We start from the raw sequence: 25,039 nt of genomic DNA on the forward strand, positions 1-25,039 counted from the left end.
TGTTGAGCTGCTCATGAATGAAGAGAAAATAATATTCATCCTAAAAGTTTTTATCGGCATTGGCCTTTGTTTATTATTATTAGGTCACTATTTATTAGAGTACGCCAATTTACCGGAAAAAATGGGCGTTAATGGCATGGTCATTAGTGCTAGTTGCATCGCCTTTGGCCTTATTTTTTCGCTACCCACTAAGATGTATTTAACGTTTTTACTGGTCAAGCGTGAAAATATAAAGAAAAAAGCGCAAAAGGCTGAACTAAAGAGCGAACTGCTTGAAAGTCAAATAGAGCAGTCTAACCGTCAAGAGAGTTCACATTTAGATAACTCAGATAAAGTCCCCCCCAGATAAAGACCACCCACAAAAAGAGCATAATGCTAACCAAGCCAATAAAGACTAACTTTTGAGTTGAACTTTGAAGTAACAGCTTAGCTTTTTCCTTTTTATTTTAAATTGGCATCTATTTTTAATGGATGCTTTATTTTATTCCACGCGGTTATTTTGCCGCCGATATTAATTCGTTCAAACGTTTTGACGGGCTTTTCAAGTGACAAGAATTCAAGTAACTGCTGATAGCTTTCAGGTTCACTGACATCGAGTGATAAAAAATCACTTGGTCGGTCGTTAAAATAATCTTGTGCTTGTTGAAAGTGGCGCTGATAACAGCTTGTTAGAAAATCAGTACTATTGATATTTTCCAGCGTTAAAGGCGAGAATGTCGTTTGGAAGCATCGCTTTAATATCGGGTTAAAGCCGCCATCGCTTCTTGTCACATTTTTAAACATGCGTTGCAATAATTGTTGAATCGAAGGTAGCCATAAAGATAAATCACGCGTTAAGTAGATAAACTTAGCATCGGGGTTAGTGCGATCTAGTTCTTGGTAGTCACAAAAAATAGGGGTATCGGCAATAACTTGTGCTTTTTCCATGCTCGCTTGAGTATAGGCGGTGTGCGCGACGGTAAAACCTAAATCGAGCATGGCGACACAAAAGCTTGTTGTTCCCGTGCGTGGTAAACCGATAACGTATATTTTTGGGGTGTGCATATGTTAACTGCTATCCTTTGTGTTTTTTGGGTTTTTAGTATTGGTTTTCAGTATTGGCTTTTGTTTATGGTTTTGGCTTTTGTATTAGCGTTGTTTTTTGTGCCATCACCAGAAAAATAAACGCCGAAATAATTGAAGAAGAAAATATCATACACATCACTAATATTTGATAACGTGCCGCAATAAGTGGTGATACGCCTGAGAGAATTTGGCCAGTCATCATGCCAGGCAGTGAGACTAAACCAACCGCAAGTAGCGAATTGATCATAGGAATAGTTGCCGCATTTAGTGCTTGGTTTCTGGCAACTTGATAAGTGTTGTTATTGTTGAGTTCTGACATTAAGCGTTCTGCCGACAAGCTAACGCTATTCATGGCATTAGCAAAAATCATCCCTGCTAATGGGATCAGTATTTTAGGTTGATACCAAGGGTCAAGCTTAAGCACACCTTGCGTCATTAATATTAAGGTTGCGCCGCCGCCAATGGTTATCGCAACTATTGCGCCTTTTAAAAGCGGCAAACGATTATCTTTAATGCTATCTAGGGCAATCCAACTCGATATTAGCACCATCATTAATAAAATGGTGCTGATCAGCCATGCGTTATCTGAATAAAAAATATAGCTTAAGACATAGCCGATCATTAACAATTGCGACAGCATTCTTAACAAGGCATAGCTTGCTTGTTTTACGTTTAAAGACCATCTAAATAATAGGTAAAGCCCAAACAAGACCGGAATAAAAGCAATGGCTAAATCGGTTAAACTTATTGGTGTAATGGTTGAATTCATGAGTTTATTTGGCTGTTATTTTTTTAACTATTCGGCGTTTCTTTGCACCTATGCCTTGGCTCAATAATATAATGCCAGACAGTGAAAATAGTAGGGCAGAGAAGGCAAAAGTGATTAACAACGGGTTATTAAAATCTTCACGTTCATCATAATCCATAATGTGTAACATCCAAACAAAATCGAATAGCCGCCACAGATCGCTGCGCACGGTAATGAATTTACCACTTTGTTGAGAAAAATAGAGTGTGCTATTTATGCTGTCGTCAAAAGAAACTGCCCAAAGGTTGGGCTTATTGCCAGCTTCCGCGGGGCCTTTTGCTAAGCGCTCAACCTTAGTGATGTTGTCATCATGCTGATAATAATTGTTTGCTTGTTGAATTATCGCCTCTTTATTTGGCGGCATAAAAATTTGACCAGAAAGTGCATTAATGTATAACTCTTGCTCAGATGTTTTCACATGATATAACGGAGTATCAAGAAAAAACTCAAATCTAATACCTTCAACATTTGTATGCCTTGCGGTGAGTTTATCAAGTGAATACAGGTAATCGCTTTGGCTAAATGGATTAACTTGTTGCCTTTGTACAAGATGATCGCCATGCACTTTTTCTAATGGGATCACGCTCATAATAAAACCACCTAACAGCCAGAAAAATATTTGAATAGCAAGAATGTATGCCAGTGTTTTGTGGACTTTACGAGTCGTTTTTAAGGTGTTTTTTGAAATAGCCATTAGTGCTCTTTATTGCAGTCGATAAATCTTAACTAAGTCGTTGGGGCTAGAGTATTTATTTCACGGTGAAATTGCAAAGCAAATGGCTTAGTTATCGACATTTTAGCGAAGTTAGCTGTAATTGTAGCCAATTTGTAATGGTATTTTTGATGTAAGCAGATATACTTGCCCAGTCTTTTCTCATAGTTATAAACAAGGTGTTTGTAACAACATTGAAATGGCAGTTAATTGGTATTACATAAGGGAAGTTTGCATGCTCTCTAGCATTAAAAAATTAATAAAAATAACGTTTTTTATCTACCTCATTATTTACAGTTTGGTTTGGTTAATTTCACCAACGGTTGTTCGTCACTTTTTAAGTGATTATTTGTCTAGCCAGCAGCTGGTTCTAGCTGAACAATCGAGTATTCGCTATAACCCTTTTTTGTCACATTTGTCGATTCGAGATCTGTCGATAAGCAAGCAACAAGCACCAGATACGCCAGTCGCGTCTTTAGATACGCTTGATCTAGAAGTGCGTTTGTACCAGTTTATTTTTGATGAAATTTACATCTCTGAGTTTATTATTGACGGTTTGCATCTAACGGTATCTGCCAATGATGAGTTAGTTGAAGTGTCAGGTTTTGTTGTTAGTGATGCTAATGCTGAAGTTACCGAGACTGACCAAGCACCAAATGCTGAGCCAAATAGTCAAGCTGAAACCGAGTTCCCATACCGTCTAAACTTACCAAAGTTAACGCTAAAAAATTCTGCAATTGAGCTATTTGTTCAAGAAAATTCTCATCGCTTAAAATTAAAGTCGCTAGTATTGAGTGATTTAGGCGCTACTTTGATCAAGCAGCAGCTAATGCTTGCGATTGACAGCGAAGTGAATCAGTCAAAGTTATCATTAAATGTTGAAGCAGACATGAACCAAGGTGCAGGCAAAATTATTGTTGACCTTGGTTTAGATAAAGTAAAACTTGCGCGTTTTAAGCACTTTTTACCAGCAGATATCGAGCAACTTGACGGGCTGTTAAGTTATCAAGCTAAACATGAAATTAGCCTATCGGGTGAAGATGTATTTATTGATTTTAAAAACTTACTGTTTGCCCTAGAAGATGTTGCCGTTAGCCAAAATGAATTATTCGTTCATCTGGCGAAACAAGAGTTAAGTAGTGAAGCGTTAAGTTTATCGTTACTTAAAGATAAAGTGCCATTGGTAGAGGGCATGCTGCAATTCTCACTCGCGAAAGTAAAAGCATTTTATCAAGAAGAAAATAATGTATTAGCTCAGCTTGAGTCACTGGCTATCAATGATATTAACCTTGAAAAAGACAACGAAATCAACACAGTTTCTATTGCTGATATTAATTTTTCACAGGTGGCTTTTTCAGACAATATTACTGACCAAATACCTGCATTAGCAGGGTTTGACTCATTAAATATTAAGCAAATCAACGCCTCTGAAAAAGGCGTTGCCGTTGACGTGATCCAGTTATCAGGTTTAGCGGTAAATGCTCAATTAGACAGTGACAAAAACCTGGTTAACCTAGTGCAATTGCCGGCTAGTGAAACTGACGAAGGCGAACCTGAAACTGCCGATGAACAACCTACAACCCCTGTAATAAATGAACAGCCGCTTGAAGTAGAAAGTAAAGCAACGCCAAGTTTTGCGATAAAACTTAATCAGTTTAGTTTTGCCGATGAAGGGCATATTTTCTTTAAAGACAGCAGTGTTGAGCCTATTTTTGAACGCAGCATTACAATTACTGAATTAACCGCTGGCGCCTTTGATAACCAAACGCCTGAGTTAGAAAGCTTATTTAAAATTGTGGGTAAGAGTGAAAAATATGCACATTTTGATTTTGGCGGCAAAGTACAACCCTTCTTGGCCAAGCCTTTTTATAGTTTAAAGGGCGCATTTAAAGAGGTGAGTTTACCCAGTATTTCACCTTATATTAAAGATGCCTTACAACATGAAATTGAAAGTGGTCAACTTGATTTGGCACTAGACGTGAGCTTAACGGGCACTGAATTAGACGGTGATGCTGACGTTTTACTACGCGGCATTGAATTTACCGCAGCTGACGATCATGAAACCGGCACAATTAAAGATCAAACTTCGGTGCCATTTAATGTTGCTTTAGGCATGTTGAAAGACTCAGACGGTAATGTAGAGTTGTCGCTACCTTTATCGGGTGATGTCAGCAGCCCTGACTTTGGTTTATCGGGTTTAATGACCTTATTGGTGAAGCAAGCGACCATGTCGGCGGCGAAAGATTATTTAATGACGACCTTTGTTCCATATGCGAGCGTCGTGAATATTGCCTTGGCCGCCGGAGAGTTTGCCTTAAAAGTACGCTTTAATGACTTGGTTTTCCCTGTAACTGAAACTGAGCTACAAGCGCAGCATGATGAATTTTTATCACAGTTTTCAGCGTTACTCACTGATAAAGACGACGTGCAAGTGAAGCTTTGCGCCATTGCCACACCTGCTGATATTGGTAAGCCATTAGGCACAGAAATTACCAATAAAGAAGAGATCAAGCAATTAGCAACACTTTCTGAGCAACGTATTCATGCGTTTAAAGACTATATGGTTGAGCAAAAGAAATTAAAGTCTTCAAGGTTGTTATTATGTAAACCACAAGTGGATTTTTCCGAAGAAGCTAAACCAAGGATCAGTTTTGGTACTTAATAGCTGGCTAGTTTAATTAAATAGTTAAAAGCTAAAAGTACTAAGTACAACGTACAAAATAAAACGTACAAAATAAAAAGTACCAAGTAAAACAGAAAAAGGAGCTAAGTTAGCTCCTTTTTCTTTACGCGTGATGATTAAATTTATGGTTGAAGTATGTCTTTTGCTAGTTGGTTTGTTCTTCATCAGTTAAATATTGCTGGTAACCATTTACACCAAAATACCTTATCGATTTTTTTAACTTTACCTTTTTAGCGATCAGTAGATCATTTGCGTATATTTTTACCACTTGTTTGTCGCCGTTGCTGTCGGTTTCAAATTGATGCGCAGGGTTAAGCCTTAAATTATCAAATTCAGTTTTCATGATCAGTTTCACGTATATAATCCTTTTTGCTAACTCATATCTAACTCATATCTAACTCATATCTAACTCTTTGCTTACTTAGCCATATAAACAACGGCAATGCCGTGCACGGGTTTTAACCCTTCATTACCATAACTATGGGGAAGGTGCCCTTGGAAAAACAATAAATTACCCGCTTCAATAATAAATTTTTCACCTTGGATCTCTATCATTGCGCTGCCTTCTAAACAAAGAAATAATTCATAACTTCCTTCTGGATGCGGTACGCCTTTAGAGTAGCAGTTTGGCATCATGCTAATGTCGTTGACTTGCAGGTTTTGCGTGCTAATAGGGCTGGTTTTGGTACTGACAAACCGGCCATTATCTAAGTGCATTATTGGCATGTCTTTTCGTAAAACTTCGGTGGCGTGCACAGACGGCTTATTGGTGATCAAATCATCCACTGAAACCCCTAATGCTTGTGCAACCTTTAACACTAAAGAAATACTCGGGTTACTGTTTTCGCCTTCCATATTAGCCAATGTGGCTCGAGGAATTTTAGCCATAGTGGCGAGTTCGGTTTGCGTTAGCTTATGCTGAGCACGAAGCCGCTTGATACCTTCGCTAATAGGGTTTGCCATAACAGACCTTAATTGTGTTGGTTAATAAATAAACAGTATATAAAATATCATCACAAATATAGCATCAATTCTAATATTTCAACAAAATGATGTAAATTAGTCAATTTACTCTAATTATTGTAGACATTGTTAATATATTAACTAAAATGGCGGCATCAAATCATTGATATTTGTCAACTCGACAGAGATCGAGCGCATTAACCTAGTTTTAATTATCGGAGAAATAAAATGAATGTTGAACAACACATTAAAGTAGCACAATGGCACATCGAACAAGCTCGTTTACACGCAACTAGCGATCACGCTTGTGGTTGTCCTGTAAATGCACATGACCAACGTGCAATCGACGCTGTTGACGCAGGTCTTATCGTTGAAGAAAAAGCATGTGACATTCCTGCTTAATCAATAATTTTATTATTGAAAATAAAAGGCTTCTACTTAAGAAGCCTTTTTTGTATCTCAAGGAAATGTTTAGTTAAAACTTAAGCTAGCTTTTAAGGTTTTATTCACTATACCTGACAAGATATCAACGAATATTTTCGGCGGTCATTTTGATTTCGTGGGTCAAAACGCCTTTCTGTTATTTGTTTATCTTGACGTCGATCTTTGCCAGAGCGTCTATCTTCTGTAGGCATAATCAAGGTGTTGTTTGAAGCTGCTGGCAATTGACTTGCGGCTTTATATTGACGCACTTGCTGTTGAGCACGACTTTGCTGGCGATCTTTATTAAACTCTTTGGCTTGAATTTGGCTACTTAAACTAGCTAACTCATCTATAACGTGCATGGTGTTTTTATTCTCTTTGACCAATTTTTAGAATGGTGGTGCTGCTTGTTGTTTAATTAATCGGCAAACCAGTAAAAAAGTTTAGAATAAATTACCTTCATTAGAGAAAAGTTAGCATAGCCAATATGTTATTCGTCAATCTGTGCCAGTACCATATGGGTATAATCAACCATACCTAATACTTCTTCATTTTGAATGACTGGCGCGCACGTTAAACCAAACTGTTCAAATAAACGTGCACAATAACGTACGTCCATGTCTGGCGACACAGACAATAACGGTTTTGCCATAATTTCATAAAGATTGGTGCGTTCAGGCGATCTGTCTTTGGCAACGACATGTTTAGCAATGTCAGATAGCATCACCATGCCATATTCGTCGTGATCATGGCGTTTATTAATGATTAACGCACTGACGTTATGCTCTTTTGCGATTTGTATGCCCTCAGCTACGGTTAGCATACCATCAGCAAAATAAAAGCTATTCTCATTCATAGCATCTTTGACTAACACGAGTTTATGGTTCATATTTCTTCCTCAATTTTACCTTTCAAACGCTCAACTTGGTGGGCAACACCAACAGCGTCTTCTACGTTGATCTGAATTGCGATGCCTTTGCCTGGTTCTTTATCAAACCCCGCTACTTTGGCAATTCGTTCCAAAATTTTACGTACTAAATGCTCTTCTACAACAAATAGTAGAACATCTCTTTGCGTTTCAAGCTGCATACCAAAAAAAGTACGCTGACGTTTTATGCCTTCACCGCGAGCATTATTGATAATCGTAGCTCCGGTTGCGCCTGCTCGTCTTGCTTCTTTCATCACTTTTTCAGTGACCGCGTCTTCAACAAACGCAATAATCAATTTAAAACGCATGTGATTTCCTTCTATTTGGTTTGTTCATTAAGATCTTCATCGTCATAATCGTCTTCATATTCGTCGTCATCTTCATCAATATCGGGGCTTTTTAATTTTGTAATTTGGGCATAACCCATTACGGCAATAATTGGAAATAAACTGGCAAAAGCGATCAAACCAAAACCATCAATTAATGGGCTTCTACCTGGAATTGTACTCGCTAAACCAATACCTAAAGCAGCAACAAGCGGTACAGTAACGGTTGAAGTTGTTACACCACCTGAGTCATAAGCAAGTGGAATTATAAGTTTAGGACAAAACCAGGTTTGAATAACCACCACTATGTATCCAGCAATAATGTAATAGTGGATTGGATCGCCAACAACAATTCGATAGCTGCCTAAGGCAATGCCAATTGCAACACCAAAAGCGACAACAATACGTAAGCTGTTCGCTTTAATACCGCCACCGGAAACTTCTTCGGCTTTTAATGCCACCGCGATTAACGAGGGTTCCGCGATGGTTGTACTAAAGCCGATAGTGGCTGCAAATGCATATACCCAAAGGTAGTCTTGCCAGTGAACAGCGTCAGAGCTTGATTGAATAAACTCAGGTGCAGTTAATTGCGCCGCCATCATTTTTCCAAGTGGGAAGAGGGCTTTTTCTAAACCGAGTAAAAACAGTGACAGCCCAATTAACACATAGACAAAACCAAAGCCTACTTGTTTAATTTTAGGTATCGGTTGGCGAATTACTAAAAGTTGGAATGAAACTAAAATAGCCAGTATTGGCAATACATCAACAACGGTTGCTTTTAGTGTTTGGTAAATTTCAATTAATAACGTCATCATAAGTTAATCACCCTAAAACCATGCCGTAGATCATGACAAAAATCATCGGGGTTAATGAGGCAAACGCGATTAAACCGAAACCATCAATCATAGGGTTTCGTCCTTTAATGGCTGATGCTAAGCCAACACCTAAGGCTGTGACTAAGGGAACGGTGATCGTTGAAGTGGTTACGCCGCCAGAGTCGTATGCTATACCGATTATCCAACGTGGCGCAAAAGAGGTAACGATGACGACAATAATATACCCACTGATAATAAGATAATGAATTGGCCAACCACGTAAAATACGAAGAACGCCTAATACAATGGCAAAACCAACAGAGAAGGCGACGGTATAACGTAGCCCGTTTGCATATTCACTTTGAGCTGCTTCCGTTTGTTCAATAATATTGCCCGCGGCAGCAACGTTGGCGGCTTCTTCTGCAACCGCAATTAGCGCCGGTTCAGCTACTGTGGTGCCAAAACCTAAACAAAAAGCAAAGGTGATTAACCAAAAAATACTCCCCTTTTTGGCAAAGGCTTGTGCCATAGACTCGCCAATAGGAAAAAGTCCCATTTCAAGTCCGTAAATAAAAAATGTTAATCCGAGTACAACAAATACAAGGCCAATAAAAATATCGAGAATATTAGGCATTGGTTGTTGAAGTACAACAAATTGGAAAAAAGCGATCACCACTACAATAGGTAGTAGATCTTTACAGCTTCCGATGAGTGCTTGAAAAAATACAAGTAATTGGCGACCCATGTTCGATTCATTATCCTTTAATTATCTGTTTTGGTTCACGAAATTTTTGATTTAGTTGGCCTTCATTGTGCCACTAACGTTATTAGCTTATTAAGTATGGTTGTTATTTTTTAAAAATAAAAAAACAACCGCTAATAATTCATTATTGACTGTTTTTTGACTCATTATTTTGATTTAGCGCACAAAAAGTTACTTTGGCATTACATTTTGTGTGGTTATTTGCTTGAAGAGGAAGTAGTGAGTTGAAATAGCGAAGAAGTATAAAAAAGGCTTTAGCTGTTATTTGCTGAACAGATAAAGCCTTTGATAATGAGTATGAAAATTATTTTGAGTTTAACGACTCTTTAGCGATAACCGGATTGGCGTACATGGTTAAAAACCATTTTTGTTGTAGCTCATTTAAGTCGTGCATGCGTTTGGCTAGATCTTTAAATACCGGCAAGTCGACTGCTTGGTTGGTTAATTTAGCATGTGCGTTTATATTGCTAGGATAAAGCTTATAGTTAGCGATAATTTGTTGATCTATGGCACTAGCGATTTCTTTTGAGCTTTCATAGTCACCTTTAATTGGTGCGCTAAACTCTAAATGAACCTTGCCTTTGTAACCCATCATGCCTTGGCGAATACTACGTAAGTCTTCTTCATCGCCTTTTTCGTAATTACCGGTTGCTTCTCTTGTTGCTAATTCGATAGCTTTGTCAGTATCACAAGGGTCAAACTCATACGAAATTGACACAGGAATGATATTAATTTCATCTAAATATTCGGCAATCGACCGTTGCTTAGGCTTGTTTAACAACAGCATAGAAATTAGTGCTGGGTTGGTTAAATCTAAGCCGTCTTTTGCACGACCTTCTCTTTGCGCAATCCAAATATTATGGTTGTTCTCTGTAATGGTATGGTGAATGTAAGCAGATAAATCTTTTGACGCTTTGAGCATAGCGCGTTTGGTTTCTTCGCTGCGTTTTACAATAAAGCTGCGATTAATACGCATTAAATCAGCAACCCATTTTTTCGATAACAAGTTATCACCAACTGCGGCTTCAACGGTTTCTCTACCACTTTGATGTAGCGCCAGGTTTACCAATGCAACATCTAACACGATATCTCTGTGGTTTGAAATAAACAGTGCGGGTTTGTTTTGCGCAACATTTTCGATGCCATGAAAGCTAAAACCATTGGTGCTGTCGTTAACAAGTCGGCTCAGGTATTTAGACACTTCTAATTGAATTTTTTCAATATTAACAAGGTGTTTTTGTTGATAACGTAAGTATTGCTTAATTAAAAAGCAGCTTAGCTTAGGAAAGACTTTAGATAATTTAGGAAGAACAAAGCTTGCTAATGAAAACTGTAATTCTTTTTCATTAATTAACTCTTCAATGACTTGGGAAACTTCGTCATTTCGAAAAGGGCGAATATCATCAAACATGATTTATCTCTGAAGGCGTTTTTTATAGTAACGCTAATGTTAAAATTAATTGGGTGAATAATCGTCTTGTTAGAGACTATTTTAACCAATTTTAAATAAGGTAAAGTTATTAATTGTTGTTAGTGCAGTGCTCTTTGATTTATATCAAATGAATGTGACAACAGTGCTTCTCATAACTTGTTAAATTATATAGGGTTGTTTTTAACAAGGATATTTTTTTTAAAAACAATTAAAAAATACCTTGTGTTTTTTACCGTTTGCCCCAAGTCTTATTATTGAGGTAACAAAAAAAGGAATCCTTATGAAAATAAATCTTTCAGGTCACCACGTCGACGTTACTAACTCAATCAAAGAGCATATCGAAGAGAAGTTTATAAAAGTTTCTAATCATTTTCCAACACTTATATCTGCTGATGTCATCATTTCATTAGAGCATGGCGATCATCAAGTTGAAATTACCACGAATTATGAAGGTAGTCGCATTTCAACTACTGCAACAGATGCAGTTATGTATCCTGCGATTGCTAGTTGTATTAAAAAGCTAGACGCTGCACTAAAACATAGAAAAGGACAATTAAAAGCTAATTTGCATAGCAAACCAATGCCGTCTGCTGAAGAAATTGCCCACGAAAAAGTTCAAGAAATGCGCTTGTAGTTTTTGCAACTTTCTTTCCCGTTAAGGAGCCAATCGGCTCCTTTTTTATTTTTAGCGCTTTATTCTTTTATGTGCTTAATAAGCTACCAAATTGAGGGAAGCAGAGGGCTAGTCGCGTTTTGCTTGCCATCAAGGTAGAATAGCTGCACTGTAATTAAATCAATTTAAATAACAATTGTGATAAAACTCTCTAACAATGTTGAATTAAACGAAAGCGAACTTGAAATTAGTGCTATTAGAGCGCAGGGGGCAGGTGGGCAAAATGTCAATAAAGTCTCTTCTGCCGTGCACTTACGTTTCAATATTCATGACAGTTCACTGCCAGAATTCTATAAAGAGCGACTGTTAGCTTTAAAAGACTCAAGAATGACTAAAGAGGGCGTGATTATAATTAAAGCCCAGCAGTATCGTACTCAAGAGAAAAATCGAGATGATGCCATAGATCGGCTGATTAACTTAATAAAAGCGGCCACTGTCGTGCAAAAAGTACGGCGTATTACCAAACCGAGTAAAGCGGCTAAGCGCAAAAGGTTAGACAGTAAAAATAAGCGCTCGCAAGTGAAAACATTAAGAAGCAAAATAAGCTATTAAGCGAATTGACTTAATAACGTGGCTTAATCTAGCCACGAAAGTAACTAGAGCGTGTTGACCTTTGTAGTATAGATTTTGTTCGAATTAAACGTGATTTAATCAAGGCATAGCGATTGAAGTATAGTTATTCTATACAAATGAGCTATAACACAGAGTAAATCACGTTTAATCGAATCTTAATGACAGCGTTTATTGCGCATTTATACTACGTTACCCCACATGGATGTGGGGTAAGGTGACTTTGCAGGAGCATAAAGTCTTTATCGCCTATTTATGTGGAACAACCACACTGCATAGGCGCTGCCTTGTATAAATACGCAATATACTGCTGCAAAAATATACGTCAAAGATCAACATGCTCTAACTAAAATCAAACTATTAAAAATAGAAAAAAGACAAAGGTAATTAATCATTTACCCTCGTCTTTTTTATAATTTTGCTATTTTACAATGGTTAAATAGGCTTTTTTTAGCGTTTAAAAAGTCTTCTCATACGCATAGCTGCTAAAGCAAATAACCCTAAAAAGCCAAATGAGCCACCAGATGAGTCAGATGTATCTGGTGCTTGTGAACGTTCTGGATCTAACGGGTAGGCATCATTAATGTCGAGTACGCCATCACCATCGTCGTCATCATCTTTGTTGTTACCAATACCATCGCCGTCGGTGTCTAACCACTCACTTGCATCTTCTGGAAATGCGTCTTGATCATTTACTACGCCATCGTGGTCAGTATCAATCGAAAGTGTAGGTGTTAAATCGTCAGCTGTATTGACAGACGCATCAACGATGGTCACTTGATAAATAGTGACGTATTGATCAGACAGTGGATCAGGTAAATTAGCACAGCCCAACTCTTCTGCTTGATGCATAGGAATATCAGTAATACTGTTGTTATATACGCAAGTGCCTAAATTAGCGATTTTATCAACTACGACCATGCCGTCGCCAATCACCTCGCCAAAAGCGGTAAATCCGCCGTTTTGTAAATCGAGGTTTGCGCTGTTATCACCTAAGTTAAAAAAGAACTGACTGGTGGCACTGTTTGGGTCACCACCTAGTTTTGCCATAGCTATAGTTGCGCGGACATTAGAATAAATGGGTTCGTTAATAACCGCAGGATCTGTTTCAATGGGCTGTAAAAAAGATTCCTCATCAACATCATAACCACCACCTTGAATAATGAATTCATTGACACTGCGATGAATTACCGTATTGCTATAACTTGCTTTATTTACATAGCTGATAAAGTTTTCAACTGTTTTTGGGGTGGTTTGATCATAAAGGTTTACTTGAAAATCACCTTGAGATGTTTGAAATTCAACGATGGTCGCTGAAGATGTTGCCGATAAAAATAAACTACTGATAAGTGCTGACGTCGCTAAAGGACGAAAAATACGCTTGCTCATATTGCCTCGTTGTATGTCAGTAAAACTGCTCATGTTGTTGTGTTTTGTAATTATCTAAATGGTAAGTTGTTTTAATAGGTAACAACAAGCGCAAAGTTTGACTTAATTGTAACTGCGGCGTTTACAGAATTAATTTTGATGTTTAGATCTAAGACTTCAACAGCCCCTAACAATAATCGCTAGCTTTAGTGCGCGGCAACTGAGAAAATAAACTATCGATACTTTTCCCATATATTAGCGACTTTAACCTAGACACTTATGAAAAACTCTTATGTAGCCATCGGCTTAACTAATCCTAAAAGCCCAACGAATGTCGGCGCAGTTATGCGCGCAGCTGGCTGTTATCAAGCTGATGAGGTATTTTACACCGGTCAACGTTATGCGCGCGCAGCTAAATATAATACGGATACGAAAAATGTCGCTGATAAAATACCCTTACAAGCCAAAGAGGCATTGTTAGATGATATTGACCAAGACATTAAAGTTGTTTGTGTTGATTTAGTTGAAGGGGCGATTGCTTTGCCTGAGTTTGAACACCCGGAAAAGGCGCTATATATTTTTGGCCCAGAAGACGGGACCATTAGCCAAACGGTAGTTGACCAAGCACATGCGGTAGTTTATGTGCCCACGGTAGGTTGCATGAATTTAGCTGCATCGGTAAATGTTTTACTTTATGACCGACTAGCCAAATCGACACATCATCAAGATGGCGATCAGCTCATTAAAAAAAGTCGAGATACCAATAATAAAGTCAAAGTGAAACAGAAAAGCTAAGCCCGCAATAATTTGGCGTTTAATTATCTTACAAATCCCCATATTTTACTGGCTTTAAGCCCAATTACGTAAATGCATCGCAGAATAGGCAAAATAACTTGACTCGTGAATGATTTACTATAAACTTCGTCATAGCTTGAAAGTACGGCCTATATTTATGTATACCATTTCGATGTTTTTGTTAGTAACTCGTCCTGTTTTATAAGTAATAGCAACACTTCCAACACAACTGCTTATCTTAATGTTTAAGTTAAGCGCAAATTACTCAATAAATGAAATAGGATATTATTATGTCTAATACAACTACTGGTACAGTAAAATGGTTTAACGAATCTAAAGGTTTTGGTTTCATCGAACAAGAATCTGGTCCAGACGTATTCGCACATTTCTCTGCAATTTCTGGCGACGGTTTCAAAACTTTAGCTGAAGGTCAAAAAGTACAGTTTACTGTAACTCAAGGCCAAAAAGGTCCTCAAGCAGAAAACATCGTAGCTCTTTAATTTAAAGACGCTTAAAACGACATGTTTTAATTTATTAGCTTAGGCTGATAAATGGAAGGGTAAGACTAAGGTCTTGCCCTTTTTAGTTTCTAACCCTTTATTCTTTCTGCCAACTTCTAGCTTTCAACTTCTAGCTTTCGATAGCATTGTCAAATAAACCAAATAATGGCTTTATTGACCGATTTATTAATATCTATTTATGTTTGAAATTCCTATATACTTCTAACCTATTGTTTTTATGTAGATAAATAGTTGGCATTGCTTTTGATATAGATATAGCAAGTATTTGAAATGAATTAGCAATAAGGGAATTTATAATGAAATTATTTTTAAGCACAATTTTGTTAGCAACAGCTTGTAATGCCTCCGCTCACAGTGATTGTGATGTTGAACTAGAAGGCGGCGTAAGAGTTGAACAACACATGGTTGAATTTTCAAAAGATAAACGCGTTATTTATCGCATTGAGAATGACCAAACACTTTTTATTAACAACGAAATCGTTACTTTAAATAATGACCAACAAGCTTTGGTTAGCCAGTATTCCACTGACGTTAAAGCGATTGTGCCACAAGTTAAAGGTATTGCCGTCTCAGCAATCGATTTAGCGATTGATGGCGTAAATATGGCGTTTAATGAGCTCTTAGGTGAGGGTAACGATGTTAGCTCTGAACTTACCGAACAACTATCGTCTATCCGTAATGATATTGAACATAAGTTTTCAACTGAACAAGGCTTTTACATTGACGAAGACGGCTTTGCTGGTGATGAAGTGTTTGGCGAAGAATTTGAACACAAAATTGAAAATGCTGTTGAACAAGCCGTTGAAAAATCGTTAGGTAGTTTAATGATTGCTTTAGGCAAAGAGATGCTATTCTCCGGCGGTGATGCAGACGCTTTTGAAGCGCGTATGGAAGCGTTTGGTGAGAAAATAGAAACAGACATGGAATTAAGAGGCGAGCAAATAGAACAACAGGGTGAAGCTTTATGCCAGGCAATTCGCCAGTTAGATCAATTAGAAGAGCAACTAAAAGCAGAATTTGAAGCGCTGGAAAAGGTTAATACCATTTCTGTCAGTGGCCACGATCGCCATAATATTTAATTCATTAGCTGTTAAGGAAAGAGCGCAATACCTACTAGGTGTCGCGCTCTTTTTTATTCTAGAGAAGCATTGTGTGTTAAGTCGCAAAAGTAGCAGCAAAAAATTTACAATGAATGTTTCCTAAGATAATGAAACTATGTGATATTAATGTAAATCAGTTTAAATAATCAGCTAGTTAACAATATCGAGGTTTCATGAAATTTATTACACTACTGTCAACATTACTATTGGTAGGAGCAAGCCAAGCTACATCATTTTCCTATGACGATATTGCTAAACGAAATAGTGGTGCAGCGTTAACCGATGAGAAATTTATTGAGGCGAAAATGCATGGCGAGTGTTTAGTTGGTTTAAAGAAGCTTAACTTTAAAAAGAACAAACAGTTTGATCCTATTGCTGAATGGACCAATTTCCGCACTGTATCTCTGCTAGAGCAATTTCCGCCTTGTCAGGTTTTAGTGATGATGGAAGTCGCGCAAAAGGAATTGAAGAAACAACTGGTTTCTGAATAACAAATTAGTGCTAAGAAGAATGCGTAAATTGCTTAGCAGTTATGTTTTTGCACAATAAAAATTAAAAGTGATTAGGGGGGGGATCTTTCGAGGTTAAATTTTGTTCAAAGTAAACACGAAAGAACAACAGCCCTTAGTGTATTAATTAGCATTCCCTTTTGCTAATCGAGACAAAGCGCGGTACATTAGCGGCCCTGACATTACCTCATCTTATATTTGCCTATTATGCATGCCGTTGAACGCCTTTATCGCTATCGAAAAAGTTTAAGTACGACTGAATTTAAAGCGCGTGGTCAGCGGGTCGTTCGCTGTGAAAAATGTCGAGTTAGTATTAATTACTGTATTTGTGACATGGCGCCGCAGGTTGAAAGTGGTGTGAGCTTTTTGTTGTTGATGTACGACACTGAAGTGCTAAAACCGAGCAATACAGGGCGTTTAATTGCGGATATTGTGCCAGATACGCATGCCTATTTATGGTCGAGAACGGAACCCAATCCAGACTTGTTAGCACTATTACAAGATGAAACTTATCAGCCCTATGTTGTTTTTCCTAAGCAATATGCAAATGAACAGCAACAAGTTATTGAAAAGCACATTCCTAAATCGGCAGATAAAAAGCCGTTATTTATTATGCTTGATGGCAGTTGGCGCGAAGCAAAAAAAATGTTTCGTAAAAGCCCTTATTTGGCAGGTTTTCCAATCGTATCGTTTGATGTTGAGGCGATGGCTGAAAGTGGTATTTATTCACGTTACCATCTGCGTAAAGCGGCGAATAACAATCAATTAGCAACAGCAGAAGTCGCGGCACGTGTACTTGCGATGGCAGGGGAGTTAACTAATGCCGATTTGCTTGACCATTGGTTTGACGTATTTAGCTTTCAATATCAAAAAAGTGTCTGTCGTGAAAACCACGGTGATCAACAAGCGATAGCCAACTATCTTGCTTTTACTGAGCAGCACAAAATAAGCATAAAAAAAGCACATTGTGATTAATGTGCTTTTAACATAGTTCTTTGCTGCGCAATGCTAGTGACTGGTACCTATGTCATAACTGATTTTATTATAAACATTATATTTGCCAGATGGCTTTTTCATCGGTAAACGCTTTATCTCTTCTAAGGTATTGGCGTCATACACAATTACTGCGCCGTCTTCATCCCAAATACTCAATAATACGTATTTACCATCTTTAGTAAATTCAACATGAGCAGCCGTTTTTCCCGGTACTGGTTTTAAGGTTTTAACAATTTCCAAGGTACTTTTATCAATCACATGAACCTTGTCTTTATTAGGGCCAAAAAACACATCTACCCAGGCATACGGTGATTTACTATGACTACGCATGAAAAAGCCAGGACCTTCAGTCTCAATATCTTTAATGACCTTCCAATTGTCCATATCAATAACGGTAACTCGACCTTCTTTGATATTAGGTGAAGCAAAAACCGTTTTACCTTGGTAATCCCAAGTAATGCCTGAGGCTAAATGTGGCATTCCCGCCATTTTGATCGTCGCTACTTTCTTTCTCGCATCAAGATTTATCACTTGTCCTTCATGACTTTCACGTGAAGCGCCAATGAGGTTGATATATTCAGGGTCAAAGAAAAAGTCGTCTAAAAAGTCTTGTGTTTTAATGCGGCGAATTGGAAATTGTGCATCGCTTTTCCAATTTTCAACCTTACCTTCACCGACATCTTTGCGGTGGTCGTGTGCCCAGCCTTTAAATACTTCAACACCACCTTTGTCACTATAAGGTATTTCCCAAACTTCTTTTACGTCTTTTAAGGCCACGATAAAGCTGTAACGTGGCGGCGCATTATATACCGCACTCACACGAGAGCTTTTTCCGTCTTTATCTTTGGCGTCTATAACCTGAATGGGTTGTAGTGTTTTAGTATCTAAAATTACGACATTGTGCGGTAGGTAGTTACCAATAATGGCATACTTGCCGTCAGATGAAATCGCTAGGTTTCGCGTGTTGATACCCGCTCGTACTTCAACTACGGTTTTCATGTTGTAAATATCGTATTTACTGATCCAGCCATCACGTGAGGCAAAATAAATAAAGCGGCCGTCAGGCGAGTATTTTGGTCCACCGTGTAAGGCAAAACGCGTTTTTAATCGAGTAATCGGCTCAAAGGTATCGCCATTAAGTAAGGTTGCACTGTGATCGCCTAACTCCACCACCATGAATAAGTTCATAGGATCGGCATCAAATTGAGGCGTATTGCCTAATTTATTTTGCTCAAAGTGAACAATGTTTGAGGCAATAATGTCTTCTTTGCTCCAGTGCAATGATTTTTTCGAAGGTGTGTAAATATAATCAACTAACTGCTTTATTTGTGAATCGTTCAGCATGTTTGCAAATGCGGGCATTTGTGTTGCTGCACGGCCTTGATTAATCACTTTTATCGCTTTATTTTTTCGCAAGCGCTTTAAATTTTCAGGAAATAAAGCAGGCCCCATTGCGCCTAAGCGGTCAACGCCATGACAGCTTTGACAGTGGTCTTGATAGAGTTTTTCGGCATTTTTAACGTTGCTGAACGCAAAGCTGTTGCAAGAAAATGCCACGAAAACAAGCGCTAACGCTTTTTTGTTAGTTAAGCAAGCAAACGCTTGCTTGGTATTTTTTTTGACTAAATTGACGACATTTAGTGTCTTTAAATACATCATTTTTTAGGCCTTTGTCTGAACAAACAACGCTAATTAAGAAACTTTTTCAACAGCTTGCGCATTCGCTAGTTTAAACTGCATGCTTTCTTCAGCCTTTAAAAAACCAGGTGTTGATAATTGCTGTTCAGTTAACTGGTTAACTACTTCGCCGATAACAATTAGGGTAGGCGGCGTGATTTTATGTTTTTCAACTAACTCAGGTAAATTACTTAGCTTGCCACGAAATACTTGCTGTTCAGGTTGTGTGCCTCGGCGAATAAGCGCAGCAGGTGTATCTGCATTACGGCCATGTTTGATTAACTGTTCAGTAATTTTAGGTAAGGTATTAATCCCCATATAAAAGACAACGGTTTGGCTGTCACTTGATAGGCTTTCCCAAGGTAAGTTTAATTGACCATTGTTTTGAATATGGCCAGTAATAAAGGTACAGCCTTGCGCAACACCTCTGTGCGTTAACGGAATGCCTGCATAAGTTGTACAGCCAGATGCGGCTGTGATCCCTGGGCAAATATGACAGCTAACACCATTTTCAAGTAGGTATTCTGCTTCTTCACCGCCACGACCAAAAATAAATGGGTCGCCGCCTTTTAATCGCAATACTTTTTTACCAAGTTTAGCTTGGTCAACTAACAGCTGATTAATTTTATCTTGTGGCACACAGTGTTTAGCTTGCTCTTTACCAACATAAAAATTTTCTGAGCCTTCTGGTAATAGCGCTAAAATTTCGTCGCTTACTAAACGGTCGTAAACGGTAACTTCGGCTTGCTCGATAAAACGTAATGCGCGTAGCGTTAATAATTCTGCATCACCAGGACCTGAACCAACTAAAGCTACTTCACCACTATTTAAAGTTGCTTTGCTTGATAATTTCATTGGTTTTGTTAACTCTTGTATTGTCATTTTTTAATCACCTAGTTTACCGCGTTGCACTCTGTTGGTGCGTTTTTTAATATAGTCATCATATAACTGTGCGGTTGTTATTATACTGCTTTTATCTTATTTAGTTATAAGTATGTCAGTATTTATTGTTAAAGCTCTACTATTTCGATGTCATTATGGTTTTGTGTTGATGCATTTGCGGCAATGACACCAATTTCATCATCATTTAAGTAACAGCCAGGATCTTCTGCCCATGCATCCCCAGACTGCGCAAACGCTCTAGTGCGTGTATTACCGCCACATATGTTAAGAAATTGGCATTGGGCACAGCGTCCTTTAACGGGACGAGGAGATTGCCTAAATCCTAGCATCAGCTCATCTTGGGTATTTGCCCAAACGTCAGAAAATTTTTCACTTTTCACATTACCAATTGGATGATTCCACCAATAGGTGTCTGGGTGAATAGTGCCAGTATTATCTATGTTAGCAACATTCACGCCACTGGCATTGCCACCCCAATTAATTAAGCGCTGTTTTAGATTCGCGACTCTATTTGGGTGTGCTTGGCCAAATTTTTTCTCAGCCCATTGCAGTAAAAATGGACCGTCAGCGTCATTATTACCGGTAACAAAGTCTGAATCTCGGCCTTGTTCTATATGTGCCCATGCGCGTTCGTACAACATTTCCATCGCGTCTTTGGTCATTTTAAACATTGCGTCGTTTTCAGCATTGCGTTTACCGCGGCCAGAGTAATTTAGATGAGATAAATAAAACTTATCAACCTCATTTTCTTCCATTAAATCTAACATTGCCGGCAAGTCTTTGAAGTTATCTTTAGTCAGACATAGTCTCATGCCGACCTTAATACCTGCTTCTTTACATAAACGAATGGCATGCATTGAGGTTTGGAAACTGCCTTTTTGACGGCGAAATTCGTCGTGAAACTCTTCTAAACCGTCGATACTAATGCCGACATACTGATAATTTGCTGCTTTAATTTGTTCAATATTATCTTCGTTAATTAAGGTGCCGTTTGTCGATAATGCGACATAAAAACCTTTATCTTTCGCGTATTGGGTAATTTCAAAAATATCGGGGCGAAGTAAAGGCTCACCACCAGAAAGAATAAGTACTGGCACATGAGCAACTTTTAAATCATCAATAGTTGCTTTGATTTGCTCGGTACTTAACTCGTCTTTAAAATCAATATCGAGTGATGTTGAATAACAGTGTTTACATTGCAAGTTGCAACGACGGATTAAATTCCAGATCACTACTGGACCTGGCATTTTTCGTGCCTTAGGCACTGGACTGTCATCTTGCATAGTCGATAAAAGTTGTGAGATTCGAAACATAGTTCGCCCCTTGTTTTGGTTGCGTGCTTAAAGTTTACCGTCAGCAGTTGCGTTATTTTGATTAGTTTCTGGCGCTTTTTTATTTTTAAGCCGTAAACCGGTTTTCTTTAAAATTTTTGTACTTGTTAGCATGTTGTAGCTTTTTACATCGTCGCCGCGATCTTGCAGAACATCAGCGAGTAAATCTTTGATTTGCGCTCGGTATACTTCAATTTCTTCAGGTGTTTTACCGTGCACCATGGCAAATAAATTAAAATTCCAATTTGGTAATTGGCGCGGACGTAAATAACAGTGACTAACAAAAGGTAATTTTCCGACAGCATCGCCAAATTTAGAGGCTTGTTCATCGTCGATATCCCATACCGTCATACCGTTAAACTTATAGCCCAACTTATAGTGATTCGGCACCGCTGCAATGCGTCTGATAATGCCGCGAGCAAGTAAATCACGTGTCATCGCTAAAACGTCATCAACACTAATCTTTAATTTTTTTGCTATGTCATGATACGGCTGAGCGACGACAGGCATGCCGTTTTGTGTCAGCAGCACGTACTCTCTTTCAAGCGGCGTAAGTGCGTTAGACTGGCAAGTAGAGACCGACATAAAACTCTTCCTCTTTAGGTACGTTTAAAACACTCAAGCCTGTTTTGGCTTCAATATCATTAACAACTTGAGCAATTTCTTGCTCAGTTTCTGTGGCGATAACAAACCACATATTAAATTCGTGGGTGCGTTTATAGTTGTGAGCGATTTGCTCAAAGCTATTGACAATGTCATTTACTTCATCAAAACGTTCTTCTGGCACCGCAATTGCGGCTAAGGTAAAGGCGCCACCAAGACATGCGGCGTCAAACATTGGGCCAAAGCGCGATAGTATTTTTTGTTCGAGTAAGTTGTTTATTTTATCGATGACAATGCTTTCGCTGCTGTTCACTTCTTCTGCTACTTGCGCAAACGGGTTTTCGCACACTGGCAAACCGTGTTGTAATAAATTAATTAGGTTGCGATCTAGGCTATCTAATTGATAGCCTTGCTCGGTATTTAGCGCAGTGTTGTGTTGTTTTTCGGCTATGGTCATTATTTGGCGATCCTTTTGCGGTATCTCGCGCCATTTTGTTTAAACGCTTTATTGCTAAACAACACATCTTTATTGATGTGGTTAAGCTCAAGTTGTTCGCTAATATCACGAATTTGCTGTTCAACTACTTCTCGGCTTTTTCCATGGATCATGCAAAATAGGTTGTATGGCCAATCTGGCAGGCGGCGAGGGCGCTGATAACATAAAGAAATCTCTTTGCGTTTTGCAAGTTGTGAGGCAATTTTATCAACTTGACTGTTTTCAATATCCCATACCACCATAGCATTGGCGGTATAACCAAGCTGACGATGTTTAACCACAACACCAAAGCGTTTAATTAAACCTTCTTCTCGCCATAATGCTATTTGCTCTAGAACTTGTGCTTCATCAATACCGATCTCTGCTGCAATCTCTTGATATGGGTGAGTACAAACGGGTAAACCTTTTTCCAAGCGCTCACGTAACATTAATTGTGCAGCGTTGCTTAGCTGTGCCGTACTGTCTTGTGGTAAAACCTTGTGTGCGTGCATTGCTTAGTTCTCCAAACCGTGATTTGTGGGTTGGCTAAAGTCGACATCAAAAGATAAGTCGATGTGATATGAAGCTTCCATTGGTAAGACTAATACGGAAAGCCCCGTTGCTTGTTCAATTTCGGCTAACGTATTGTTGAGCGCAAGCCAGTCGCTATCGGTTACGACAAACCATAGGTTAAAGTCGTGTTCACGTGCATAGTTGTGGTTAACTTGCTCGAACTTATTCACTTTTTCGGCAATTTCATCTAGTTGCTCTGGTGGCACGGCAATCGCTGCTAATGTGCTTGCCCCTGCTTTTTTATGATCAAATACCGGTCCAATGCGAGAAAGCACATTGTTGCTCTCGAGCTCTTTAAAAGCTGAAATAACCTCATTTTCGCTTGTGTTTAATTCATCAGCGATGGTTTTAAAAGGCTCAGATGTCAGCGGAAAACCTTTTTGGTAGCGATTAATTATGCCTTGCTGTAATGGTGATATTTGCATAATTACAACCCTATGTGGTGTGCACGGTTGGTAAAGAAAATACCACTGGGGCTTTTCGAATTTAGTGTTTTTAACAGCTGTTGCGTTTTAGTGTCGTAAACTTGAATTTCGTTGTTATCTCTAACCGACATCCAAACGTGCTCGCCGCGAGGCGTGAATTCCATATGTAATACCGCAGGTCCAGGTTGAAGTGTATTCACTAACTCAAATGTCTCAGTGTTAAATACCTGAATCGTATTATTTTCTGGGAAGGCAAAGTTGACCCAAATTTGACGATTGTCAGGTTGCGCCATTACAAAAATTGGCTGGCTGTGGGCGTTAATTTCGGCTACTTGTTGCCAGGTTTTAGTATTAACAACCAATACCTTATGCTGGCCTACAGCAGGTACAAAGGCAAAATCTCCTGCCATTGCCCAACCTTCTAAGTGCGGCATTTTATAAACAGGCAGTTTCTTATCGCCTTTACCGTAATCTTTTAAGATGTGTTGCACGCCTTTTTCAAGGTGCCATAAATCAAGTAGCGCCATACCGTCTTCGCCAAAAAGTCCTGCGATGTAATATCTGCCATCAGGGCTGATTAACGCGTCGTATGGAAATAAGCCAATATCACTAAACTTGGTTAAGGCTAATTCGCCTGTTGAAAAGTCGGCGATCCAAATCTCATGACTGTCGAATAAGCTAAAGACAAATTTTTGACCGGGGGCGTCAACTAAGCCAACCACTTTTGAACGAACAGGTGTGCCATCTTTATTGGCGGGTTTATGGGTAAGTACACTGGCAGGAATAGTCGCGACAAGTTCGAGTGTCTCGCTGTTAAATACTTTAACGCCGCCGGGCGTGTAGTTTGACACCGCCACTAACTTTCCGTCTTGGCTAATCGCGCCGCCAATACTGTTACCTGATTGAATAATGCGTTTGTCGATTTTGTCGGTTAATACATCAACTTTTGTTAGTCCGCCGTCACGTCCAAAAACATAGGCATAACGTTGATCGCGTGAGAACACAATTGACGCATGAGATAAATCACCTAAACCGTCAACTTCACTAATAATTTCTTTGCTGGTGTGATTAACCACTTGTACTTGACCAGTAGCTCTTTCAATTATTACACCTAAGTCGCCAGTTGGACGAAGTGTGGCTTTTGAATCGGTTGTGATCGTGCTACAGGCTTGTAATGCCAATACGCAAAATGCACCAATAAATAGCTTGAATTTATTGTTCATTCTTAATTCCCTGTCTTAATTGTTTTATCAGCCATTGAGCCTCTTGTTCGGTTAACAAGCCCTGCCAAGGAGGCATTGCAGTACCGGGGCGACCCATAAGTATGGTGTTTTGCAGAAATAAATCGGGCTTACCTTGTAGGTTTTCAGGCAGTAGCGCAGGTCCTAGGCCACCTTTAAGTGTCATACCATGGCAAGAGCCACAGTCTTGTTTTAATAGATGAATTAGCTGGCTTTGACGTTTTGAGTCTAATGGGGTTGGTGCGGTGTTAGCTGAACAAGAAAAAGCAGATATTGTTAACGTGAAAAAAACGAATGTCGGTACAATTCGATTCAATAACATGCCTTGCTCCCAAAATTTTTATTGTAAATTTAATGGCTG

30 protein-coding genes and 1 pseudogene are annotated in these 25,039 nt (G+C 38.8%); 10 read left to right on the forward strand and 21 right to left on the reverse strand.

What is annotated here, in order from left to right:
• Nucleotides 1-13: 13 nt before the first annotated feature.
• Nucleotides 14-235, forward strand: a pseudogene (locus ACRRSQ_RS00475) (hypothetical protein); the annotation flags it as partial.
• Between the two features lie 206 nt (nt 236-441).
• Here ACRRSQ_RS00475 and ACRRSQ_RS00480 read toward each other — a convergent pair.
• The 3 genes from ACRRSQ_RS00480 to ACRRSQ_RS00490 all read right to left on the reverse strand — a co-directional run bounded on the left by ACRRSQ_RS00480 (nt 442) and on the right by ACRRSQ_RS00490 (nt 2,567).
• The gene (locus tag ACRRSQ_RS00480) at nt 442-1,044 is read right to left on the reverse strand and encodes a sulfotransferase (RefSeq protein WP_440873728.1); all 603 of its coding nucleotides are present in this window, start codon (nt 1,042-1,044) and stop codon (nt 442-444) included.
• 64 nt (nt 1,045-1,108) lie between these two features.
• Nucleotides 1,109-1,834 carry an ABC transporter permease gene (locus ACRRSQ_RS00485; protein ID WP_440873729.1) on the reverse strand — a complete coding sequence of 242 codons (726 nt, stop codon included), beginning with the start codon at nt 1,832-1,834 and terminating at the stop codon, nt 1,109-1,111.
• Between the two features lie 4 nt (nt 1,835-1,838).
• Nucleotides 1,839-2,567, reverse strand: coding sequence for a hypothetical protein (locus ACRRSQ_RS00490; protein ID WP_440873730.1), 729 nt, complete (start codon nt 2,565-2,567; stop codon nt 1,839-1,841).
• 253 nt (nt 2,568-2,820) lie between these two features.
• Between ACRRSQ_RS00490 and ACRRSQ_RS00495 the strand changes: the two genes are divergently transcribed.
• On the forward strand, nt 2,821-5,247 hold the full coding sequence (locus ACRRSQ_RS00495; protein WP_440873731.1) for a DUF748 domain-containing protein: 2,427 nt from the start codon (nt 2,821-2,823) through the stop codon (nt 5,245-5,247).
• A 166-nt stretch (nt 5,248-5,413) separates the two neighbouring features.
• Here the strand turns inward: ACRRSQ_RS00495 and ACRRSQ_RS00500 are convergent, their stop codons facing one another.
• Nucleotides 5,414-5,623 carry a hypothetical protein gene (locus ACRRSQ_RS00500; protein ID WP_440873732.1) on the reverse strand — a complete coding sequence of 70 codons (210 nt, stop codon included), beginning with the start codon at nt 5,621-5,623 and terminating at the stop codon, nt 5,414-5,416.
• A gap of 62 nt (nt 5,624-5,685) precedes the next feature.
• Complete coding sequence (locus ACRRSQ_RS00505) at nt 5,686-6,231, reverse strand: helix-turn-helix domain-containing protein (RefSeq protein WP_440873733.1); 546 nt, start codon at nt 6,229-6,231, stop codon at nt 5,686-5,688.
• Between the two features lie 228 nt (nt 6,232-6,459).
• Here ACRRSQ_RS00505 and ACRRSQ_RS00510 point away from each other — a divergent pair, with 228 nt between their 5' ends.
• Nucleotides 6,460-6,633 (forward strand): hypothetical protein, encoded by a 174-nt coding sequence (locus ACRRSQ_RS00510; protein WP_440873734.1) that lies wholly within the window; start codon nt 6,460-6,462, stop codon nt 6,631-6,633.
• Between the two features lie 107 nt (nt 6,634-6,740).
• Here the strand turns inward: ACRRSQ_RS00510 and ACRRSQ_RS00515 are convergent, their stop codons facing one another.
• From ACRRSQ_RS00515 to ACRRSQ_RS00540, 6 genes are all read right to left on the reverse strand, one after another.
• Entirely contained in the window at nt 6,741-7,016 is a 276-nt protein-coding gene (locus tag ACRRSQ_RS00515; RefSeq protein WP_440873735.1) for a hypothetical protein, read from the reverse strand.
• A gap of 128 nt (nt 7,017-7,144) precedes the next feature.
• Complete coding sequence (locus ACRRSQ_RS00520; protein ID WP_440873736.1) at nt 7,145-7,543, reverse strand: CBS domain-containing protein; 399 nt, start codon at nt 7,541-7,543, stop codon at nt 7,145-7,147.
• Nucleotides 7,540-7,890 carry a P-II family nitrogen regulator gene (locus ACRRSQ_RS00525; protein WP_440873737.1) on the reverse strand — a complete coding sequence of 117 codons (351 nt, stop codon included), beginning with the start codon at nt 7,888-7,890 and terminating at the stop codon, nt 7,540-7,542. The genes ACRRSQ_RS00520 and ACRRSQ_RS00525 overlap by 4 nt, the downstream gene beginning before the upstream one ends.
• An 11-nt stretch (nt 7,891-7,901) precedes the next feature.
• The gene (locus tag ACRRSQ_RS00530; RefSeq protein ID WP_440874247.1) at nt 7,902-8,720 is read right to left on the reverse strand and encodes a DUF1538 domain-containing protein; all 819 of its coding nucleotides are present in this window, start codon (nt 8,718-8,720) and stop codon (nt 7,902-7,904) included.
• A 10-nt stretch (nt 8,721-8,730) separates the two neighbouring features.
• Entirely contained in the window at nt 8,731-9,468 is a 738-nt protein-coding gene (locus ACRRSQ_RS00535) for a DUF1538 family protein (protein WP_440873738.1), read from the reverse strand.
• A 322-nt stretch (nt 9,469-9,790) separates the two neighbouring features.
• Nucleotides 9,791-10,897 (reverse strand): 1-acyl-sn-glycerol-3-phosphate acyltransferase, encoded by a 1,107-nt coding sequence (locus ACRRSQ_RS00540; protein ID WP_440873739.1) that lies wholly within the window; start codon nt 10,895-10,897, stop codon nt 9,791-9,793.
• A gap of 301 nt (nt 10,898-11,198) precedes the next feature.
• On the opposite strand from ACRRSQ_RS00540, the gene hpf reads away from it, so the two are divergent.
• Nucleotides 11,199-11,552, forward strand: coding sequence for a ribosome hibernation-promoting factor, HPF/YfiA family (hpf, locus tag ACRRSQ_RS00545; RefSeq protein ID WP_440873740.1), 354 nt, complete (start codon nt 11,199-11,201; stop codon nt 11,550-11,552).
• A gap of 177 nt (nt 11,553-11,729) precedes the next feature.
• Nucleotides 11,730-12,143, forward strand: coding sequence for an alternative ribosome rescue aminoacyl-tRNA hydrolase ArfB (arfB, locus tag ACRRSQ_RS00550; protein ID WP_440873741.1), 414 nt, complete (start codon nt 11,730-11,732; stop codon nt 12,141-12,143).
• 468 nt (nt 12,144-12,611) lie between these two features.
• Here arfB and ACRRSQ_RS00555 read toward each other — a convergent pair whose 3' ends face one another.
• Entirely contained in the window at nt 12,612-13,550 is a 939-nt protein-coding gene (locus ACRRSQ_RS00555; protein WP_440873742.1) for a peptidylprolyl isomerase, read from the reverse strand.
• A 258-nt stretch (nt 13,551-13,808) separates the two neighbouring features.
• On the opposite strand from ACRRSQ_RS00555, the gene ACRRSQ_RS00560 reads away from it, so the two are divergent.
• From ACRRSQ_RS00560 to ACRRSQ_RS00580, 5 genes are all read left to right on the forward strand, one after another.
• Nucleotides 13,809-14,324: an RNA methyltransferase gene (locus ACRRSQ_RS00560; RefSeq protein WP_440873743.1), complete on the forward strand. Its 516-nt coding sequence runs from the start codon at nt 13,809-13,811 to the stop codon at nt 14,322-14,324.
• Between the two features lie 290 nt (nt 14,325-14,614).
• The gene (locus ACRRSQ_RS00565) at nt 14,615-14,824 is read left to right on the forward strand and encodes a cold-shock protein (RefSeq protein WP_077287100.1); all 210 of its coding nucleotides are present in this window, start codon (nt 14,615-14,617) and stop codon (nt 14,822-14,824) included.
• A 317-nt stretch (nt 14,825-15,141) separates the two neighbouring features.
• Nucleotides 15,142-15,924: a DUF2884 family protein gene (locus ACRRSQ_RS00570; protein WP_440873744.1), complete on the forward strand. Its 783-nt coding sequence runs from the start codon at nt 15,142-15,144 to the stop codon at nt 15,922-15,924.
• A gap of 194 nt (nt 15,925-16,118) precedes the next feature.
• On the forward strand, nt 16,119-16,436 hold the full coding sequence (locus tag ACRRSQ_RS00575; RefSeq protein WP_440873745.1) for a hypothetical protein: 318 nt from the start codon (nt 16,119-16,121) through the stop codon (nt 16,434-16,436).
• 225 nt (nt 16,437-16,661) lie between these two features.
• Complete coding sequence (locus ACRRSQ_RS00580; protein WP_440873746.1) at nt 16,662-17,429, forward strand: tRNA-uridine aminocarboxypropyltransferase; 768 nt, start codon at nt 16,662-16,664, stop codon at nt 17,427-17,429.
• Between the two features lie 33 nt (nt 17,430-17,462).
• On the opposite strand, the gene ACRRSQ_RS00585 is transcribed toward ACRRSQ_RS00580, so the two are convergent.
• From ACRRSQ_RS00585 to ACRRSQ_RS00625, 9 genes are all read right to left on the reverse strand, one after another.
• Nucleotides 17,463-19,109: a cytochrome D1 domain-containing protein gene (locus tag ACRRSQ_RS00585; protein ID WP_440873747.1), complete on the reverse strand. Its 1,647-nt coding sequence runs from the start codon at nt 19,107-19,109 to the stop codon at nt 17,463-17,465.
• Nucleotides 19,110-19,142: 33 nt separating this feature from the next.
• Nucleotides 19,143-20,009, reverse strand: a complete 867-nt coding sequence (gene cobA, locus ACRRSQ_RS00590) for a uroporphyrinogen-III C-methyltransferase (protein WP_440873748.1) — start codon at nt 20,007-20,009, stop codon at nt 19,143-19,145.
• Between the two features lie 128 nt (nt 20,010-20,137).
• Nucleotides 20,138-21,343, reverse strand: a complete 1,206-nt coding sequence (nirJ, locus tag ACRRSQ_RS00595; RefSeq protein WP_440873749.1) for a heme d1 biosynthesis radical SAM protein NirJ — start codon at nt 21,341-21,343, stop codon at nt 20,138-20,140.
• Nucleotides 21,344-21,370: 27 nt separating this feature from the next.
• Complete coding sequence (gene ahbB, locus ACRRSQ_RS00600; protein WP_440873750.1) at nt 21,371-21,946, reverse strand: siroheme decarboxylase subunit beta; 576 nt, start codon at nt 21,944-21,946, stop codon at nt 21,371-21,373.
• The gene (locus ACRRSQ_RS00605) at nt 21,921-22,421 is read right to left on the reverse strand and encodes an Lrp/AsnC family transcriptional regulator (protein ID WP_440873751.1); all 501 of its coding nucleotides are present in this window, start codon (nt 22,419-22,421) and stop codon (nt 21,921-21,923) included. The genes ahbB (ACRRSQ_RS00600) and ACRRSQ_RS00605 overlap by 26 nt, the downstream gene beginning before the upstream one ends.
• A complete protein-coding gene (ahbB, locus tag ACRRSQ_RS00610) occupies nt 22,421-22,951 on the reverse strand; it encodes a siroheme decarboxylase subunit beta (protein WP_440873752.1) in 531 nt (176 codons plus the stop codon). The genes ACRRSQ_RS00605 and ahbB (ACRRSQ_RS00610) overlap by 1 nt, the downstream gene beginning before the upstream one ends.
• A gap of 3 nt (nt 22,952-22,954) precedes the next feature.
• A complete protein-coding gene (locus ACRRSQ_RS00615; protein ID WP_440873753.1) occupies nt 22,955-23,437 on the reverse strand; it encodes an Lrp/AsnC family transcriptional regulator in 483 nt (160 codons plus the stop codon).
• Between the two features lie 2 nt (nt 23,438-23,439).
• The gene (locus ACRRSQ_RS00620; protein ID WP_440873754.1) at nt 23,440-24,660 is read right to left on the reverse strand and encodes a cytochrome D1 domain-containing protein; all 1,221 of its coding nucleotides are present in this window, start codon (nt 24,658-24,660) and stop codon (nt 23,440-23,442) included.
• Entirely contained in the window at nt 24,650-25,000 is a 351-nt protein-coding gene (locus ACRRSQ_RS00625; protein WP_440873755.1) for a c-type cytochrome, read from the reverse strand. The genes ACRRSQ_RS00620 and ACRRSQ_RS00625 overlap by 11 nt, the downstream gene beginning before the upstream one ends.
• Nucleotides 25,001-25,039: the final 39 nt, after the last annotated feature.

The sequence above is a fragment of the Thalassotalea sp. PLHSN55 genome (assembly GCF_052030545.1).
Taxonomy (GTDB): domain Bacteria; phylum Pseudomonadota; class Gammaproteobacteria; order Enterobacterales; family Alteromonadaceae; genus CANMXU01.

Excerpts from the sequence above, each read along its gene's own strand:
- ACRRSQ_RS00480 (WP_440873728.1), bottom strand. The coding sequence starts at position 1,044 with ATGCACACCCCAAAAATATACGTTATCGGTTTACCACGCACGGGAACA.
- ACRRSQ_RS00485 (WP_440873729.1), bottom strand. The coding sequence starts at position 1,834 with ATGAATTCAACCATTACACCAATAAGTTTAACCGATTTAGCCATTGCT.
- ACRRSQ_RS00490 (WP_440873730.1), bottom strand. The coding sequence starts at position 2,567 with ATGGCTATTTCAAAAAACACCTTAAAAACGACTCGTAAAGTCCACAAA.
- ACRRSQ_RS00495 (WP_440873731.1), top strand. The coding sequence starts at position 2,821 with ATGCTCTCTAGCATTAAAAAATTAATAAAAATAACGTTTTTTATCTAC.
- ACRRSQ_RS00505 (WP_440873733.1), bottom strand. The coding sequence starts at position 6,231 with ATGGCAAACCCTATTAGCGAAGGTATCAAGCGGCTTCGTGCTCAGCAT.
- ACRRSQ_RS00510 (WP_440873734.1), top strand. The coding sequence starts at position 6,460 with ATGAATGTTGAACAACACATTAAAGTAGCACAATGGCACATCGAACAA.
- ACRRSQ_RS00515 (WP_440873735.1), bottom strand. The coding sequence starts at position 7,016 with ATGCACGTTATAGATGAGTTAGCTAGTTTAAGTAGCCAAATTCAAGCC.
- ACRRSQ_RS00520 (WP_440873736.1), bottom strand. The coding sequence starts at position 7,543 with ATGAACCATAAACTCGTGTTAGTCAAAGATGCTATGAATGAGAATAGC.
- ACRRSQ_RS00525 (WP_440873737.1), bottom strand. The coding sequence starts at position 7,890 with ATGCGTTTTAAATTGATTATTGCGTTTGTTGAAGACGCGGTCACTGAA.
- ACRRSQ_RS00530 (WP_440874247.1), bottom strand. The coding sequence starts at position 8,720 with ATGACGTTATTAATTGAAATTTACCAAACACTAAAAGCAACCGTTGTT.
- ACRRSQ_RS00535 (WP_440873738.1), bottom strand. The coding sequence starts at position 9,468 with ATGGGTCGCCAATTACTTGTATTTTTTCAAGCACTCATCGGAAGCTGT.
- ACRRSQ_RS00540 (WP_440873739.1), bottom strand. The coding sequence starts at position 10,897 with ATGTTTGATGATATTCGCCCTTTTCGAAATGACGAAGTTTCCCAAGTC.
- hpf (WP_440873740.1), top strand. The coding sequence starts at position 11,199 with ATGAAAATAAATCTTTCAGGTCACCACGTCGACGTTACTAACTCAATC.
- ACRRSQ_RS00555 (WP_440873742.1), bottom strand. The coding sequence starts at position 13,550 with ATGAGCAAGCGTATTTTTCGTCCTTTAGCGACGTCAGCACTTATCAGT.
- ACRRSQ_RS00560 (WP_440873743.1), top strand. The coding sequence starts at position 13,809 with ATGAAAAACTCTTATGTAGCCATCGGCTTAACTAATCCTAAAAGCCCA.
- ACRRSQ_RS00565 (WP_077287100.1), top strand. The coding sequence starts at position 14,615 with ATGTCTAATACAACTACTGGTACAGTAAAATGGTTTAACGAATCTAAA.
- ACRRSQ_RS00570 (WP_440873744.1), top strand. The coding sequence starts at position 15,142 with ATGAAATTATTTTTAAGCACAATTTTGTTAGCAACAGCTTGTAATGCC.
- ACRRSQ_RS00575 (WP_440873745.1), top strand. The coding sequence starts at position 16,119 with ATGAAATTTATTACACTACTGTCAACATTACTATTGGTAGGAGCAAGC.
- ACRRSQ_RS00580 (WP_440873746.1), top strand. The coding sequence starts at position 16,662 with ATGCATGCCGTTGAACGCCTTTATCGCTATCGAAAAAGTTTAAGTACG.
- ACRRSQ_RS00585 (WP_440873747.1), bottom strand. The coding sequence starts at position 19,109 with ATGATGTATTTAAAGACACTAAATGTCGTCAATTTAGTCAAAAAAAAT.
- cobA (WP_440873748.1), bottom strand. The coding sequence starts at position 20,009 with ATGACAATACAAGAGTTAACAAAACCAATGAAATTATCAAGCAAAGCA.
- nirJ (WP_440873749.1), bottom strand. The coding sequence starts at position 21,343 with ATGTTTCGAATCTCACAACTTTTATCGACTATGCAAGATGACAGTCCA.
- ahbB (WP_440873750.1), bottom strand. The coding sequence starts at position 21,946 with ATGTCGGTCTCTACTTGCCAGTCTAACGCACTTACGCCGCTTGAAAGA.
- ACRRSQ_RS00605 (WP_440873751.1), bottom strand. The coding sequence starts at position 22,421 with ATGACCATAGCCGAAAAACAACACAACACTGCGCTAAATACCGAGCAA.
- ahbB (WP_440873752.1), bottom strand. The coding sequence starts at position 22,951 with ATGCACGCACACAAGGTTTTACCACAAGACAGTACGGCACAGCTAAGC.
- ACRRSQ_RS00615 (WP_440873753.1), bottom strand. The coding sequence starts at position 23,437 with ATGCAAATATCACCATTACAGCAAGGCATAATTAATCGCTACCAAAAA.
- ACRRSQ_RS00620 (WP_440873754.1), bottom strand. The coding sequence starts at position 24,660 with ATGAACAATAAATTCAAGCTATTTATTGGTGCATTTTGCGTATTGGCA.
- ACRRSQ_RS00625 (WP_440873755.1), bottom strand. The coding sequence starts at position 25,000 with ATGTTATTGAATCGAATTGTACCGACATTCGTTTTTTTCACGTTAACA.